The 16,492-nt window shown below is 49.2% G+C and carries 12 protein-coding genes and 4 pseudogenes; 7 read left to right on the top strand and 9 right to left on the bottom strand.

Features of this window, described 5'->3' with window-relative positions:
* Positions 1–97: 97 nt before the first annotated feature.
* Positions 98–613 (bottom strand): hypothetical protein, encoded by a 516-nt coding sequence (locus ACTG2J_RS15655; RefSeq protein WP_439997652.1) that lies wholly within the window; start codon positions 611–613, stop codon positions 98–100.
* An 853-nt stretch (positions 614–1,466) separates the two neighbouring features.
* On the opposite strand from ACTG2J_RS15655, the gene ACTG2J_RS15650 reads away from it, so the two are divergent.
* Positions 1,467–1,658, top strand: coding sequence for a helix-turn-helix transcriptional regulator (locus ACTG2J_RS15650; RefSeq protein WP_257688017.1), 192 nt, complete (start codon positions 1,467–1,469; stop codon positions 1,656–1,658).
* Positions 1,659–2,168: 510 nt separating this feature from the next.
* Positions 2,169–2,873 carry an inovirus Gp2 family protein gene (locus ACTG2J_RS15645; RefSeq protein WP_439989399.1) on the top strand — a complete coding sequence of 235 codons (705 nt, stop codon included), beginning with the start codon at positions 2,169–2,171 and terminating at the stop codon, positions 2,871–2,873.
* A 46-nt stretch (positions 2,874–2,919) separates the two neighbouring features.
* Here the strand turns inward: ACTG2J_RS15645 and ACTG2J_RS15640 are convergent.
* Positions 2,920–3,162 (bottom strand): annotated as a pseudogene (locus ACTG2J_RS15640) (transposase); the annotation flags it as partial.
* A gap of 52 nt (positions 3,163–3,214) precedes the next feature.
* Between ACTG2J_RS15640 and ACTG2J_RS15635 the strand changes: the two are divergent.
* Together ACTG2J_RS15635 and ACTG2J_RS15630 are read left to right on the top strand one after the other, a co-directional pair.
* A pseudogene (locus ACTG2J_RS15635) lies at positions 3,215–3,908 on the top strand (IS1 family transposase).
* A gap of 51 nt (positions 3,909–3,959) precedes the next feature.
* A pseudogene (locus ACTG2J_RS15630) lies at positions 3,960–4,241 on the top strand (IS5/IS1182 family transposase); the annotation flags it as partial.
* Positions 4,242–4,300: 59 nt separating this feature from the next.
* Here the strand turns inward: ACTG2J_RS15630 and ACTG2J_RS15625 are convergent.
* From ACTG2J_RS15625 to galE, 4 genes and pseudogenes are all read right to left on the bottom strand, one after another.
* Positions 4,301–4,414: pseudogene (locus ACTG2J_RS15625) on the bottom strand (IS110-like element ISSod21 family transposase); the annotation flags it as partial.
* Positions 4,415–4,644: 230 nt separating this feature from the next.
* Positions 4,645–5,802: a galactokinase gene (gene galK, locus ACTG2J_RS15620; RefSeq protein WP_042080898.1), complete on the bottom strand. Its 1,158-nt coding sequence runs from the start codon at positions 5,800–5,802 to the stop codon at positions 4,645–4,647.
* 9 nt (positions 5,803–5,811) lie between these two features.
* On the bottom strand, positions 5,812–6,852 hold the full coding sequence (galT, locus tag ACTG2J_RS15615) for a galactose-1-phosphate uridylyltransferase (RefSeq protein WP_042080899.1): 1,041 nt from the start codon (positions 6,850–6,852) through the stop codon (positions 5,812–5,814).
* A gap of 26 nt (positions 6,853–6,878) precedes the next feature.
* A complete protein-coding gene (galE, locus tag ACTG2J_RS15610) occupies positions 6,879–7,898 on the bottom strand; it encodes a UDP-glucose 4-epimerase GalE (RefSeq protein WP_439997920.1) in 1,020 nt (339 codons plus the stop codon).
* Positions 7,899–8,209: 311 nt separating this feature from the next.
* Here galE and galR point away from each other — a divergent pair, with 311 nt between their 5' ends.
* The 3 genes from galR to ACTG2J_RS15595 all read left to right on the top strand — a co-directional run bounded on the left by galR (position 8,210) and on the right by ACTG2J_RS15595 (position 11,941).
* Entirely contained in the window at positions 8,210–9,208 is a 999-nt protein-coding gene (gene galR, locus ACTG2J_RS15605; protein ID WP_042080901.1) for an HTH-type transcriptional regulator GalR, read from the top strand.
* A gap of 436 nt (positions 9,209–9,644) precedes the next feature.
* Positions 9,645–10,895: a maltoporin gene (locus ACTG2J_RS15600; protein ID WP_042080902.1), complete on the top strand. Its 1,251-nt coding sequence runs from the start codon at positions 9,645–9,647 to the stop codon at positions 10,893–10,895.
* A gap of 77 nt (positions 10,896–10,972) precedes the next feature.
* Positions 10,973–11,941, top strand: a complete 969-nt coding sequence (locus ACTG2J_RS15595; RefSeq protein ID WP_042080903.1) for a MalM family protein — start codon at positions 10,973–10,975, stop codon at positions 11,939–11,941.
* Between the two features lie 121 nt (positions 11,942–12,062).
* Here ACTG2J_RS15595 and ACTG2J_RS15590 read toward each other — a convergent pair whose 3' ends face one another.
* The 3 genes from ACTG2J_RS15590 to ACTG2J_RS15580 all read right to left on the bottom strand — a co-directional run bounded on the left by ACTG2J_RS15590 (position 12,063) and on the right by ACTG2J_RS15580 (position 15,940).
* Positions 12,063–12,479: a hypothetical protein gene (locus tag ACTG2J_RS15590; protein WP_042080904.1), complete on the bottom strand. Its 417-nt coding sequence runs from the start codon at positions 12,477–12,479 to the stop codon at positions 12,063–12,065.
* A 41-nt stretch (positions 12,480–12,520) separates the two neighbouring features.
* On the bottom strand, positions 12,521–14,563 hold the full coding sequence (locus tag ACTG2J_RS15585; RefSeq protein WP_439997651.1) for a methyl-accepting chemotaxis protein: 2,043 nt from the start codon (positions 14,561–14,563) through the stop codon (positions 12,521–12,523).
* A gap of 294 nt (positions 14,564–14,857) precedes the next feature.
* Positions 14,858–15,940, bottom strand: a complete 1,083-nt coding sequence (locus ACTG2J_RS15580; protein ID WP_042080906.1) for an ABC transporter ATP-binding protein — start codon at positions 15,938–15,940, stop codon at positions 14,858–14,860.
* Between the last annotated feature and the right edge of the window lie 552 nt (positions 15,941–16,492).

The raw sequence follows: 16,492 nt of genomic DNA, 5'->3' as shown, positions 1-16,492 counted from the left end.
GATTAATGTGAGAAAAGTTAGTTGCCAACACCGGAACTATGGCTAAATACGGCAAGGAAATGCCAAGTGATTTCCTTGTCGTATTGTTGTAGAAAGCTCAAGGTCTCGTTATCTTCTCATACTCAGCCCTGATCAGGGCCTCAACTATTGCATTTTTATTTTCATTTCTAGCTAAGCTAAGTTTATCAAGAATATCGCCAATGTCTTGGCTCATGTTTATACTGTATTGTTTCTTTTCTTTGTTTTTATCTCGGTATTTTCTCTGGCTCCATGTTTTTTTCATGGTGAGTGCAATAAGTTTTGAGCTATCCTCATTTAATGTGCGCGTCACATCAAAAAATGAAATAATATCATCTCGAACTCCAATTGAACCAGGAAGTACTAGTGGTATATATCTTGGTTTGATATTAAGTAAGTAGTCAAATACCCACGTTGTTTTTTGATGTTCATCCTTGCTTAGCCAGTTAGTTATTTCTTTATTTTTTAGAGTGTATGAAGCTGCCTGTTTTATGTGGTCTAGTATTTGTAATTTAGTGGCCTTGCTAACTCTCAATCTATTTATACAGCAAGCGATTAAGAATGTGCTTATTTTTTCGTTGGTAATATCATCCATTCTCGCCATTTTTTTGCTGTTGTTTGGCTGCATTGTGTGTAAAAAATCATATTTAAGATTCGAAACCGAACATCCTATTAGAGGTGTTCTCTAATATTAAATGACTTAATGTTCGCCATATATAAAAAATCAATCTGGTATTTTTGTCATCTATCCAATGTAGGTCACCCTTGGAAATACAAACTTGGGTATATTCGTTATGAATTACTTTGATAAATCGGTCGAGGTTAAGTGTTGAATTGTCTCTAACATCATTATCAGACATGAATCTTTGGGCGTTAGGATCTAAGCTGGCTCTTAATAATTCGTTTTCAAGATTTTCAGCTGCAGGAATTATACATACTGAGTACAAATTTATTTCACATGTTCTATACCAAAGATAATCAACGAAGTATCTGTCGAATAACTGTGTTCTGACAACTTTTCCATCCGCCCAGACCGCCATGCTTTTACCCCAATAACTTAAAACTACATTGTAGTTTTTATTGCGTCTTTCATGAGTGGTTTTTGTTGATTTTCGTGATGCATTTCACGTGTTTTTTATGTCTAGCCTGGTGCAGGCTATGTCAACCAGTGTCTGTGGTATCTGGTTTTAAGCTATCTATGTATATGGTGGTTTGGTTCCTGATATTGTTTGGTGTGCTATGAATTACTGTGTGTCAGTAAAGTTATTTCTTCATGAATTTATCGCAAAGTTCAGTGGAGGCCGGGCTTTATTATTCAGTTGTGGGAGGTAGTGAATTTACTCTACGAATTAATGAGATTGAGATTAGATCGGCTAGATAGTGGTTTTCTTCGGATGGTAATTTTTCACATGAGGTCCTTCGTTATGAAGAAATAACGGAGAGAGAACATGAAGTTGATTAAGCTAAAAGAAGTCATCGAAATGACTACCTTATCCAAAGCGACAATTTATCGCTTGATGAGCAAGGGGGCATTTCCTAGAGCCGCTCCTTTAGGGGCTCGTGCAGTCGCTTGGAAGCAGAGTGACGTAATAGAATGGATTGATTCGAAGGTATCCGCTAGAGAGGAGGTATCGAGCTAAGTTCAGAGTAACTTCTTTGTCCTAATGCTCGGTATTATCGAGAACTTATAGAAAATAACTGCGATTTTCTCGGTGATTTAGTCGGCTACTTAGTTTGGTAATAGTATTACTATACACGCGAAGTGTATAACAAGGTAAATGCGGCGTAGAGGATATACACACCAAGGTGTATAACAAGGTAGAGGGGGTAGGAGATATATCGAGGGTGAGAGTGATACACCATCAGAGTGTATCACAGGGTATGTGAACGAGAATATGTGATATATACACTTCGTGTATACCAATCAGATGCACATCAGGCTTGTACATCAGAGACAAGCCATTAGCCGTATACATCTGCATAGCGAAGCATATGTAAAACACAGGGTGCTAAATGTTGGTTGATATATAAACCTAGTGGTTTGATAAGAGAGCAAGGTATCAGTTGTCCGTAAAGTTTTACGTAGCAATCCTCATTAATTACGATAAGTGAAGTCACCTGAGTATCTAACCCCAAGGCATGGATATTCCATGCGAACAATAGGTCTGTATATGAAGTCAATTGTTGGGTATCATTTAATAGCCGACGAGCTAGAAAACTTGCGAATTGATGCAGAAGCCAAGTATGGCGAAATATCACATGAACAATTGGAAACGTCATTAGGTGTGATCATGAACTTCTTGCATCGCTACCCACGAGTGTTTGCAGTGCGCGTTGATCTACGCTTTCCCCAGATACCAGTTATGGATGATCCGGACATGCCGACAAGCTTTCCACCGGAGGTAGAGGAGGAAAGGGTGATTAAGCGCTTTATAGCTTCACTAAAAAGCCAAATACAGGCGGCACGTCACCGTAAGGGGAAGACCGGTAAACCATTCTTCTTGGGTTATATCTGGGTGAAGGAGCAAGTAGCAAGCCAACATCCTCATTACCACGTGGTGCTACTGTTTAACCGAGATGACTACGGTCATCTTGGTGATTACTCTAATTTTGATGCGGATAACATGGCTACACGCATCCGTAAAGCTTGGTGTAGTGCATTGAGGCTCGCATACCCTGATTATGCGTCTTTGGTGCATTTCCCTGATGATGCAGAGTATCGATTTGATCGCCGAGATGCTGACCTACACAATGAGAAATTTTATAAATTCTTGGAGAGGACTGCGTATTTATTTAAATTACGTTCGAAAGTACGAGGTGAGCGTAATTTCGGGCGTAGTCAACTGATAAGGTAATGTTTACACTTAATTCATGGGCTCTAAATAACTGATCCTAATAGTGCTACACCTTCGCTGTGCCATAGCCATTCCCGGCGAAAGGAGACACGGTATCCATGAAGTGTTTCACTCGGGCCAGCAGGCTGGCCATTCCTCTACATTGATGATTGCGCGTGATGGTTTCATGTAACTTGTGCCACAGCCGTTCTATGTGATTAACCCAAGGGCTGTAAACTGGCTGGAACACCAAGCAGAACTTGGGGTTCTTCTTCAACCATCGCTCGGTCTGCTTGCTTTTGTGGGTGATGCATCCGATCGGTTGAGTTGATATGATGAACTCTTTTGAGACCGACAGCTTCATGGCATCCATCCCCGTTCACTGTCCTCGTTGCAACTCTGACCACGTATATCGCCATGGTAAGACCCCTGCTGGCCATGTTCGCTATCGTTGCCCCGTCTGTCCGCACGTGTTTCAGCTCACCTACACCTATGAAGCCCGAAGCCTGGCGTCAAAGACAAGATTGTTGATATGGCGTTCAACGGCTCAGGTGTTCGTGATACTGCTCGCGTCCTCAAGATTGGCATCAACACCGTCATACGCACCCTAAAAAACTCACCCCAAGGCAAGTAACCTCCGAAAAGGGGGGGCTCGATGACGTGGCGCTTATCTGTGAACTTGATGAGCAATGGGCCTATGTTGGCAACAAACTGCATCGACATTGGCTTTGGTATGCCTTTGATACCAAGAGAAAACGAGTCGTGGCATATACCTTTGGCCCACGCAACGATGAGACATGCCGTCGGTTGCTGAGCCTGCTTTCTCCGTTCCAGATAGGCTTTATCACCAGTGATGACTGGGGAAGCTATGCCAGAGAGGTGCCGAGCGAGATGCATCTGACCGGGAAGATATTCACCCAGCGTATCGAGCGTAACAACCTGACGCTCAGAACGCGCATCAAGCGATTGGCTCGCAAGACCATCTGCTTCTCTCGTTCCGTTGAGCTCCACGAGAAAGTGATTGGTGCCTTTATAGAAAGACACCATTTCAACTGATTGGAGTCATTACCGTGAGCTGATCACCACGATCCTCTTCAAGTCTGCATCATGGGCAAGTCGCTTCACCCCATTACCAACTGGCCTCAATACAACAAGTCTCTGATTAGCCGTGGCTCTCTCACCTTCTGGGTTGATGCAGGCGCCATGGATAACTGGTTTCACCAAAACCAACACGGGCGACGGGGCCGCAACCAGCTCTACACCGACCAGACCATCTGCACCTTCCTGATGCTCAAGGGGATTTTCAACCTCACTCTGCGGGCCACTCAGGGACTACTCGACACCCTGTTCGAGTTGATGAATGTGCCGTTGTGCGCACCGGACTATAGCTAATGGGATGGTCGCCCCTCCCCAAAACGGCATCTGAGTGCCCAAGTGGCGAATGTATGTAGTTGGTTAGCCAGAGCTGTTCGCTGCTCAACTATGAGCTGGCGAGCACTACGTAACGCCTTGATATCTTGTTGTTCTGTAGTTTTAACTGATACGAATTGGATCCCTGGTCGGAAAGCGCCATGAAAAAGGGACTGCCGGAGCAGTCCCTGAGGTAGGTTCATAGAGATAACATATATCTGAGATTTGGTTCAATTGTATTATCCACATGTTAATCAAAGCTGCTTACTGAGAGCGTTGTTTAACTAAACTAAGTCCAATGCTCATCGCTTAGCAATACGGCTATACCATGACCAGTTTGGAAATAGTTGACCACTACAATATTGAGGTGTCAGCGAAGATATCAGAGTAGGCCGGCTCCGGCTGAGGGCTTACAGATATAGATGCTCGGGGCCAGACCGCTTACTTGGGGATAACGAATATTAACCTGTTCGCACAATGCTGCTGTCAGTGACTGTGGAACCAATGCAACCACACAACCACCAAACCCGCCACCTGTCATCCTCACACCACCACGACTGCCGATGATATCTTTGATTATGTCGACCAGGGCATCAATGGCGGGCACTGTGATGGCAAAATCATCACGCATCGAGGCATGAGAGGCTGCCATTAATTCGGCCATCATGACCATGTCTTCATTGGCAAGCGCATCGGCCGCTGCCAGCGTTCGTTCATTCTCGGAGATGACGTGGCGTGCACGGCTCGCGACGACAGGAGCCAGTTCGTTGGCTCGCTCCGTGAACTGGGTCATAGTCAGGTCGCGCAGTGCCTTGACCCCAAAATGCCGTGCGGCCTCTTCACACTGTGCTCTGCGGGTATTGTATTCGCTATCCACCAGGCCCCGGCGTACGTTCGAGTTGATTATGACCACATCAATGTCGGCCGGCATGCTTACAGGACGGGTTTTCAGGCTACGGCAATCGATCAGCAGGGCATGATCCTGCTGACCCAGGGCGGAGATGAACTGATCCATGATGCCGCAGTTGCAACCGACGAACCTGTTTTCCGCCAGTTGTCCGTTCAGGGCGATATCTGCCTGGCTGATGTCGAGGTGATTCATCTCTTTGAAGATCTGTCCTACCGCCACTTCCAGAGAGGCGGAAGAGCTCAGACCGGCTCCCTGCGGTACATTGCCACTGAGCACCAGGTCAGCCCCGGTCAGTTGACAGCCTCGCAATAGCAAATATTTGACGACACCTCGCACATAGTTGGCCCACAGGTATTCCGGGCGCGGCTCTATGGGGTGGCGCAAGTCAAATTCATCCAGCTGGTTGTCATAGTCGGCAGCGATCACCCTGATCAGGCTGTCTTGGCGGGGGGCCGCACTGATCACTGTCTGATAGTCAATGGCGCAGGGGAGCACGAAGCCGTCGTTGTAGTCCGTGTGTTCCCCGATGAGGTTGACACGCCCTGGAGCCTGAATGGCGAGGGTAGGGGGATAACCGTACTGGGTGTAAAAGGTGCGTTCAGTCACGCTGCGTGGCGATTCAATACTCATATCTCAACCTCAAACCTGTTCACGAAAATGGATATCACTGACGGAACGCAGGCGTTCGGCCGCCTGTTCTGCCGTCAGGTCACGCTGTGTTTCCGCCAGCATTTCATAGCCCACCATAAATTTGCGTACGCTCGCAGAGCGCAGCAGGGGCGGGTAGAAGTGGGCATGCAACTGCCAGTGGTCATTCTCCTCGCCATTGAAAGGCGCACCATGCCATCCCATCGAATAGGGGAAGGAGCACTGAAACAGGTTGTCATAGCGGCTGGTCAGCTTCTTGAGCGCAAGCGCGAGGTCTTCACGCTGTTGTGTTGTCAGGGCCGGTAGACGTGTTACCGCAAACTTGGGAAGCAACAGGGTTTCGAAGGGCCAGGCAGCCCAATAGGGCACCACTGCCAGCCAGTGCTCCGTTTCCACTACGGTACGGCGGCCGTCAGCCTGTTCGCGCTCCACATAATCGAGCAACATGGCACGACCATTTTTTGCAAAATACTCCCGTTGGGCATCATCTTCCCGCGCGGCTTCGTTGGGCAAGAAGTCGTTGGCCCAGATCTGCCCGTGTGGGTGGGGATTGGAGCAACCCATCATGGTTCCCTTGTTTTCGAATACCTGGATCCAGGGGTAGTCGCACCCCAGCTCTGCAGTTTGCTCGCACCAAGTGTTGACCACGGCGGTGAGGGAGGGGACGGACAACTCGGGTAAGGTCTTGCTGTGATCCGGTGAGAAGCAGATTACCCTGCTGGTGCCGCGCGCACTCTCTAGCTGGAAGAGGGGATCCTCGCTGGTTGGGGCCATCGGAGTATCAACAATCAGGGCTGCAAAGTCGTTGGTAAAGACGAAGGTCGACTGATAATCCGGATTTTTGTCACCAGTGACGCGAGTGTTGCTGGCGCAGAGGAAACAATCCGGATCGTGAGCTGATCGCTGGGTGCGATCGGGTTCATCCTGCTGCCCCTGCCAAGGGCGCTTAGCCCTGTGGGGAGAAACTAGAACCCACTGCTGGATCAATGGGTTGTAACGACGGTGGGGGTGATCGGTCGGTTCAAATTGCATAGGAAGGCCTGTCTCGTTCTGTACATTCATGGAAGGGGGTAACCGTTCGGATTTTGGGATTGCCAGCGCCAGGTATCGGCCGTCATCTCATCAAGCGTGCGATTAGCCTTCCACCCCAGCTCGTTGTAGGCTCGTGTTGGATCGGCCCAACACTGCGCTATGTCCCCGGCGCGGCGCGGCACGATCTCATAAGGCAGTTCGCGGCCACAGGCCTTGGAGAAGGCGGCATGAATGTCTAGGACGCTGTAGCCATGCCCAGAGCCCAGGTTGTAAACATGGACGCCAGCTTGCCCAAGAGTATGTTTCAAGGCTGCAACATGGCCATCGGCTAGATCCATGACATGAATGTAATCCCGCACGCCGGTACCATCCGGTGTCGGGTAGTCATCACCAAATATGGCGAGTTTGGCACGGCGGCCCACTGCCACCTGGGCAATATAAGGCATCAGGTTATTGGGAATGCCCTGGGGATCTTCGCCCATCAGGCCGCTGGGATGGGCTCCTACCGGATTGAAATAGCGCAACAGGGTTAATGACCAGTCGGGAGCTGATCGTGCAAAGTCCTTGATGAGACGCTCCACCATCAGCTTGCTCTGACCATAAGGGTTGGTGGCGCTAAAGGTTGGCGATTCCTCGGTGATGGGCATAGTCTCTGGTTCACCATAAACGGTGGCAGATGAGCTGAATAGCAAGGTCTTGACCCCGGCGCGTCGCATAGCCTGCAATAGCACCAAGGTGCCGCTGACATTGTTGTCATAGTACTCGAGAGGTTTTTGTACTGATTCACCTACAGCCTTGAGGCCAGCGAAGTGGATTACGGCATCTATTTGCTGGTCGGCAAAAACTCGATCAAGCAGGTCGGCATCTCGCACATCACCGTGATAGTGCAGAGGGCGTTGTCCGCTGAGAGTGTGGATACGTTCTAGGACACTTTCTCTGCTGTTAACCAAATTGTCCAACAAAATGGGGGTCATCCCGGCAGCGATAAGCTGCAAGCAGGTATGACTACCTATGTAACCAGTTCCACCCGTGACGAGTATCTTCAACATGAATCTCTCCTTGGCGCTCGTTTTGATTGGGTTTCATTAGTGTAACCGCTTACCCTTATTCTGCGCTTGTGAAAGTATGCCGGGAAGATTCACCTCCATTTTATGTGATTTTTGTCACGTTTTTATTCGCAATACGCATGATGCTGGAGAGCGGTGTATGTAAGATGATTACACGGCGAGGCGCTCGTATTGATAGAATGATCCCGCTTTTGGTATGAAAGCCGTGTCAGGCATTGGAAATGTCGGTAGTATCCTTACCATGTAAAGCACAGGTTTTTATTTATCCCGTTCACCGGAAAAACTAATTCATGGCAACTATCAAAGATGTGGCACTCCTGTCAGGCGTATCCGTCGCCACAGTCTCACGTGTCATCAATAAGTCGCCAAAGGCAAGTCAGGCATCACGCGATGCCGTCTTCAAGGCGATGCATGAACTCAACTACCACCCCAACGCGAACGCGAGAGCATTGGCCCATCAGAACAATGAAACTTTGGGATTGATTGTTGCTGATGTGTCTGACCCGTTCTTTGGCACCATGGTTAAAGTTGTTGAGCAAGTGGCACAGGCCACGGGGAATTTTCTGCTTATCGGAAATGGTTACCACGACGCAGCCAAAGAGAAGCATGTAATAGAGCAGTTGATAGGGCATCGCTGCTCTGGCTTGGTGGTTCATGCCAAAATGCTGCCAGATGAAGAGCTGATCCAGATGATGAGCTATGTTCCAGGCATGGTACTAATCAACCGTATTGTTCCAGGATTCGAGTCCCGTTGTGTTGCGCTAGATGATCGCTATGGTTCCTGGCTTGCGACTCGGCATTTGATTCAGGAAGGCCATAAGAAGATAGGATTTTTATGCTCAAATCATCAGATATCAGACTCTCAGGACCGTCTGCAGGGTTATCTGGATGCTCTGCAAGAGCACAATATTCCGGTTGATGAACGCCTGATCTCCCGCGGTAGTCCTGATGAATTGGGGGGGGAGGCTGCGATGACCGAGTTGCTGGGTCGGGGACCGCAGATGACAGCCGTCGTTTGCTATAACGATTCGATGGCGGCGGGGGCCTTGTCAGTGCTTAGCGATAACGGGATTGATGTTCCTCAAGACCTCTCTTTGGTGGGCTTTGATGATGTGCTGATATCTCGCTACTTGCGTCCGCGTCTCACCACAGTTAAATACCCCGTGGTGGCTATGGCAACGCAAGCTGCTGAGTTGGCTGTGGCTCTGTCGCGTGGTGAGGCCATCAATTCAGCGACCAACTTGTTTAGCCCGACCTTGGTTCGGCGCCATTCAGTCAAAACCTTGTAAATCTGACTCCCGCCTCTCTAAGTGGTCAAGATCCAATGATCTGGCCACTGCTTCTTCTTGACGTTGCCTTTAATGCCCGTCTCGCTATCCGCTCTGTTAGCTAAGACCTCTGCCTAAGTCGTTGGCTTAGGGCCTCTTTCAGTCCGCAGTGTCTGCTTGACAGCCTTGGTTGTGCGAAAACACTTTATTAACAGTGTAATCGATAACACTCCAGTGGTGATTTATTTTTATTGATTATCAATACCTTACATTAAGTCTTGTGTTGATGTAATGTGTTTTCACCATTTCAATGATGCTTGTTTCATGAATGTGTGATGCATGTCATGACAAAAGTTCAATCGTCGCGCATATAATCCGTTCCGTCGGTGAGAGCGTTTTCTTGGATGCTGACGTTCATCGCCATACATATATAGATACAACGGAGGAAGGAACGCACATGAAGACCAAATATTTGACATCATCGATTGCACTCGCTGTTGCCATGATGGCTGCGAATGCTCACGCTGTTGATTTTACTGGTTATTTCCGTTCTGGGGTCGGTGTTTCCCAAGATGGTAAACAGCAGACAGCGAATAAGGATCTATTAGGTCGCCTGGGTAATGAAGATGATACCTATGGCGAAATTGGTCTTGGACAAGAGCTGTTTAAAAAAGATGGCGTCTCGTTCTATGTAGACAGTATGGTCAGCATGGAAAGTGATGGTTCTAATGACGGTGAAAGTACCAAAGATGATGATGCAAAATTTGGTCTTCGTCAGTTTAATGCTAAAGTTAAAGGCCTCATTGCTAGCGATCCAGATGCAATACTGTGGGTTGGTAAGCGTTATTATCAGCGTCATGATCTGCATATTATCGACACCAAGTATTGGAACGTGTCCGGTGCAGGCGCAGGCTTGGAAAATCTGAAAGCAGGGCCAGGAGCATTCTCTTTTGCCTGGATCCGTTCCGACGGCAATGATATTGATAATTCCATTACCAATAATGATCTGAATATCAACTTCCTTGATGTACGCTATGCAGGATTAAAGCCCTGGAGTGGTGCTTGGACTGAGTTTGGTGTTGATTACGCTATGCCCAACCCAACTGATGAGCAAAAATCTGCTGGCTCCAGTTATGATCCAAAGAATGGGGTAATGGTGACTGGTGAAATCAGCCAATATTTTGATGGCTCAGGCATCAATGAAAAGCTGGTACTGCAGTATGCCAATAAAGGTCTGGCTCAGAATATGATCTCGCAAGGTGGTGGTTGGTATGACGTATGGCATACAACCGACGATGCCACTGGCTACCGCGTCATTTTGACTGGTGATATTCCAGTTGGTGAGCGTTTCTCAATCAACCATGTTTTCACTTATGGCAAGGGTGAAAAACTCCAAGCTTGGCACGACAATACTGAACTCTTTAGTGCAGTAGCTCGTGGTTCATATGCTTGGACTGATATTACTAAGACCTTGGTTGAGCTTGGCACTTTCGAGCGCACCAAAACTTGGACCAGTGGTTCTGAAGACAAAGAAAGTGGTCAAAAATATACGTTGGCACAAGCTTGGTCTGCTGGCCCTAGTATGATGGCTCGTCCTGAAATCCGTGTTTATGCAAGTTATCTGACAGATGGTGAAGGTGATTCCTTCAATGGTAACACCGATGACCATGCGTGGAACTTTGGTGTCCAAGCTGAAGCGTGGTGGTAATATCTACTCGGGTTTGTTACATGCTGCCCCCTTTTGGGGGCAGTCTTGTTTGTGTCACCATTTGATAGGGAAATACGATGAAGTTGGCCAATTATCTCCTTGCCGCCGCGGTGGCAGTCGTGTTGTCGGGCTGTTCAAGCATGACGGTTCCCCTGCAGCCGCATGAAGCCGTGTTAAATTCCCCCGATGCAGCTAAACAGGCGCTGCTTTCAGCCCAGAGTTGCTGCGCTTCCCTGTCGGCGCTTAAATATCAGCCTCTGGCGGAAGGCGATACGCTGCTGACCATTGATGGCGCTTCCCAGGTTTATAAATTTCAGGAAGGGTTGAGTTACCTGGCTGCCTACCAGTTGCCCACCAATACCGGTGATATGGTGGTCAAGGTTGCAGCCCAAGTGGGCAAGAGTGTCTTGATGCCGCAGGTATTGATGCTCAACAGCAATTTTGAAGTGACCCGGGTATTGGGCAAATCTCTGTTTAGTTACAAACCGGCACACCTGCTCGATAATGACCGTATTGAGGGCACCATTTACGTAAGCCGTAATGCACTCAAGCCAGAGGCGTATATGGTCATCTATTCACCGGCCACCGAGCTCTCGGGTTCGACCACGATTTTGCACCCCGCTAAGGCGTTTGCCCGAGCGACCTCCACTCAGGAGCCGCCGGTCAATGATCCGGTTATCCCGCACTCCCCGTGGGGATTGGTCAAGATTGAGCTGGTGGATCGCGCCAAGCTGGAAGGGGTCGATAATGTGTTTAAATCAGAATACAGCGACAAACTGGCATTGAGCCAAGGTGTGCAACCCAGTGCCATGGCGCTTGGCGCCGGTGCTGGCGCTGTGGCGGCAACGGCGATAAAGAATCAGCCAGCCGTCGCGACTCCGACCATGTTGGGTGAAACGGAGAACTTCTATCTGACCCAGATTGAGATAGCGGTGCAGGCTGGTGATATCGACAAGGCGATGAAACTGGTGGATGAAGCTGAGCGGGCTGGCTCGACCAAGGCCAAGACCACCTTTGTCGAGGCGGTCAAGCGCAGTCAGAAATAAGACGAGCCACGTTTCTTAAATAACAACGCCTGCTTAAGCAGGCGTTGTTATTTAAGAAACATAATGCCAGCTAATTTTTACGGGTTGGCATTATTTGTCGGTATTATCTGTGCGGCAATATTTAATCTTTACTGACGGTGACGATCACCTTGGCCGGGTCACGACGATCAAGCGTAAATGTGTAACTTCCATCAGCAGCTGGTGTAAATTTCATATCGCCCCACTGGTAACCGGCTTTGACCACCACGGGCTTGCCTGACTCGACTTTGCTGGTGGGATCGACCTGGCCATAGGTCGTGTCACTTTTCCATTTTTCATCAGCAATCTTGAACTTGTAAGCGCCGTGACTGGCTTGCAGTTGCGTCTTTACGCTCAATAGGTCGATCGCCTGAACCGTCATCTTGGCGGCAGCTGACGCTTCCCAGTTGTTCATCTCGCCACGTAAAAACAGAGCACGGGTTTGCGCCGAGTCATCATCGGCAAATGCAGGTTGCAGGCAACTGAGCATAGCCGCGACAAGCAGAGTACGTTTGAGCATGTTAGTAGGTCCTCATGGTCATGGGATATCTCCCGTTTTGGTCAGGTATTTTGCAGAACAAAGCGCTGTACCAGAGATTGCTGCTGTGATGAGAGCTTTTGCAGTTGCCCGCCGGTATGAGCCACATTGCCCAGCACTTTTTGGTTTTCATTGGCAATAGAGCTGATATTGCTGATGTTTCTGGCTATTTCTGTACTGGTTTGGCGCTGCTGTAGGGCCGCTGTAGCGATTCGACTGCTCAGTTCGGCCACTGAGTGAAGACTGTCTGAAAGAGCGCCAAGCATCATTCGGGTTTGTTGACTGTCCTGGCTACATGCCTGCATTACTCCGTGGCAGCGGACAATGGTCTCGACCGCTCCGGTAACCCCTTGCTGCAGGGCCGCAATGTGCGACTGGATCTGGGTTGTTGACTCTGCGGTATGACGGGCTAGCTGGCGTACCTCGTCGGCAACAACCGCGAAGCCACGGCCGTGCTCGCCGGCTCTGGCGGCTTCTATTGCCGCATTGAGCGCGAGCAGGTTAGTTTGCTCTGTGACCCGCTCAATGATCTCAAGAATGCCACCGATATTGACACTCAAGTGATGCACTGACTCAATGGCGTGGCAGGAGTTGGTCAGGTCGTCAGCTAATCGACTCATTCGCTCTGCAGTGTGCTTACTCATCATGCTGGTCTGAGTGGCTTCTTTCGCCACCTGTGCCAGCGTCTGTTCGGCCATTTCAGCACTGGTTGCCACTTCTCGCGCCGAATAATCCATCTCCTCCATCGCGGCGCAGACACTGTTAGTTTCACTTCGCTGCTGCTCAAGCTGGCGGGTGGCGCTTTGTTGTGCGCTCAGGTTGAGCTCGGCCATTTCCCCGAGTGAACGGGCGGCATGTACCACTTGGCTGAGCATATTGCTCATCTCGTGTGCCAAAGAATTGATCCCTTCGCCTACTTGCCCCAGTTCGTCATGACGATCCAGCATGGCTCGCTGTGTCATGTCACCACGACTTAGTGAGAGCAGTGTTGTGAGCAGTTGTTGCATGGGTTTACGAATGGCGCGAATCAGATGCAGTAAAATAAGAGCGCTCAAACACAGTGAAACCAGTAGCCCAACCGAGAGCCCGATTTCCAGTTGCAACAGAATACCCTGGCTTTGTGAAACCCGCGCACTGAGCTGGGCGTCCACGATGTCATCAATGGCAGAGAGTTCTGCGAGCAGTGAGTCAACCATGCGGGTTGCTTGCTCGCTTTGATTGCGCAATTGTTCACTGCGCATAGAAAGTTCCAGGTGTTTTGCCAAGAGTGCTTGGGGGCCGGAGAGCAAGGCAAATACGCTATCTAGGGTGATCCCGGCACTTTGTTCAAGGTCAATATAGTCACCAAAGGCACTTTCCTGCGTGCGTAATTGCACTGAGAGTTGCTTGCGCAGTGCAGCCAGTTTCATCGCTGATGCGGTGAGTTGCTCAACCTTGCTGGCAATCAGCTGGGGATCACGTTGTTTGAGAGAGTCTGTCACACTACTTGTTTGTAGCTCCAACTCTTGTAACAGCTGATTTTTTGTAAGCACGGCAGGATAAGCCCCCAGTGGCGCAACCAATATATCCAGTTGTCCGCGTAATTTTCGAAAAGCACTATTGAGTCTGTTATCGCGGCTGAGCGTCTGCTGATGGGAGAGATTAGTGGCATAGTCAGTTGCAAGTTGCTTTATCAGTGCCCAGTACTGGCTCTGCTGCTCGTCCAGCGTCAAGACCTTCTCTTGTAAATCGGCATCACTGTTGGTCTGCTCTTTTAGACGCTGCGCGTCTTGCTGGTAGCTTTGTTGCCATTGCTGCATGAGGGCTATCGCTTTATCGATATCCTCCACAGAGGGCTGCAATAAGGCGACTCGCAGGCTCTTATCGAGAGAGAAAAGGTCACGCGTCACCGCGCGGCTCTGTACCAACGTCGGGGCAGTGTGTCCGGTAAGCTCATTGACTTGGGCTGCCAATCTCTGTCCGGTATAAAGCGAAAGCCCGACCGAGAGAATCAGCAATAAGATGATGGTAAGAAATCCCAGTGCGATGCGCTGAATAATGGAAAAATGTCGTTTTGATGTCTTCATTGTAATCAATTACACGGATTAAGAGTTATGACACTCGGTTGATTGATGACCGAAGACCTCTTCGGCGACTCGTTGCTGATGCGTCGCAACACGTCTATAGCGCGTCTTTTGATCGCCAGGAACTTCTTGTGTAACGTTTACACAATTAAGTGATTATTTTACACCGCCTAGTTCAGGACGAAATTACAACTCACCGGAGCTGAGAGATAGCTCTCATTTTCCTTTTAATAACAAATGAATAAAAAAAAGCCCCCGGCTCTGCTGGGGGCAAATCTGGCATGGCTTGTGATGAAATCAGTGGTTGATGCGTAATCCTTCTGCATCAAAAACGAGACAATGTTCGGGTGAGAAAAAGACATCCATCTTCTGGTAGGGGCTAAATGCGCTGTCGCCGGCAAGTAACAGTTTGAATCCATCGACGCCGCAGCACTGGCCAAACAGATAGGTACTGTTGCCCAGGCGTTCAACGACTTCACAGGTAAAAGTGAGGTGAATGCCTTGGCCGTTTGGCACAACATGCTCCGGACGCAGGCCCAGTGTCACTTCGCTGCCTTCTGCTACGTGAGAGGTGGCTATGGGCAAAGTCAGGATCTGTTGCTCACTGACTTGTACGGTCAGCTCATTTTCACTCCAAGCAAGCACTTTACCGGGCAGGAAGTTCATCTTGGGGGATCCGATAAAACCGGCGACAAACTTGTTGGTTGGTTTGTAGTAGAGTTCCATCGGAGAGCCCACCTGCTCTACCTTGCCGTAGTTCATGACCACGATCTTGTCTGCGAGGGTCATTGCTTCCACCTGATCGTGTGTAACGTAAATCATGGTGGTCTTGAGTTCCTGATGCAGCTTGGCGATATGTAGACGCATCTCCACACGGAGTTCTGCATCAAGGTTGGATAGTGGCTCGTCAAACAGGAACACCTTGGGGTTACGCACGATAGCTCGGCCGATGGCTACGCGCTGACGCTGCCCGCCGGAAAGTTGCTTGGGTTTACGGTCGAGCAAGTGGGAAAGTTGCAGTGTTTTGGCCACCATGCTGACCTGATGTGCGATCTCCTCTTTCACCACACCATTGACCCGCAGGCCATAGCCCATATTTTCGGCCACAGTCATGTGGGGGTACAGGGCATAGGATTGGAACACCATGGCCACCCCGCGATGAGCTGGGGCTACATCGTTGACCACCTGCTCATCAATCGCAATGTGGCCGTCCGAAATCTCTTCCAGACCGGCGATCATGCGCAGCAGAGTGGATTTACCACAACCGGAAGGACCGACAAAGACGGTGAACTCACCGTCTTCTACATCCAGATTCACATTATGTAGGGTCACATTGCTGCCAAAACGCTTGATCACATTGTTCAGTCTGATACTCGCCATGAGCTTTAACTCCTTGATAATAAATGCATTAGCTGCGAGTGCTGGGGCGGTCATACCCCTTCTGCGGCTTTTTTGCCCTGGGAGGGAGAAGGCGTTTCACACCGTTTCACTCTGTGGCTTTAGAGGGACTATATCAGGCTGGTGTAATCGGTTGCACAAAATGCTGTTTCTTTTGTGCATGAGATCACAGCCTTGATATGTGCTGCTGGCAGGCAGAGCAAGCACCGCTTACCGTAGAGGTATTCGGTGTAATCGTTACTTTTTTGCTGTTCCAGTGCACCCGAAGACCTGTGCCAAGCAAAAATCAAGTGATAGAGCGTATTGCTCCGGATCTGATGTATGGGATTAAACCATTTATTTTTCATTGCATTAGGTGGTGGTTAGGTTGTGTCGTAGAGGCCAGACCAGTCCGGCGTGAAATGTGGCTTTGCTTTGTTTTACACCCGAATTGGTAACAATCTTCAGAAGTTACACCGACTGGATGGAATCGTAACACTCACTTTACCTACGTGGTCTGACAAGACCTGCTTTTACCTGAGTTGGGGACAAGGA

The organism is Aeromonas sp. 6P (assembly GCF_051919525.1).
Taxonomy (GTDB): domain Bacteria; phylum Pseudomonadota; class Gammaproteobacteria; order Enterobacterales; family Aeromonadaceae; genus Aeromonas; species Aeromonas veronii.
Note: the sequence above shows the minus strand (reverse complement) of the source record. Positions and strands in the feature narration are given on the sequence as shown.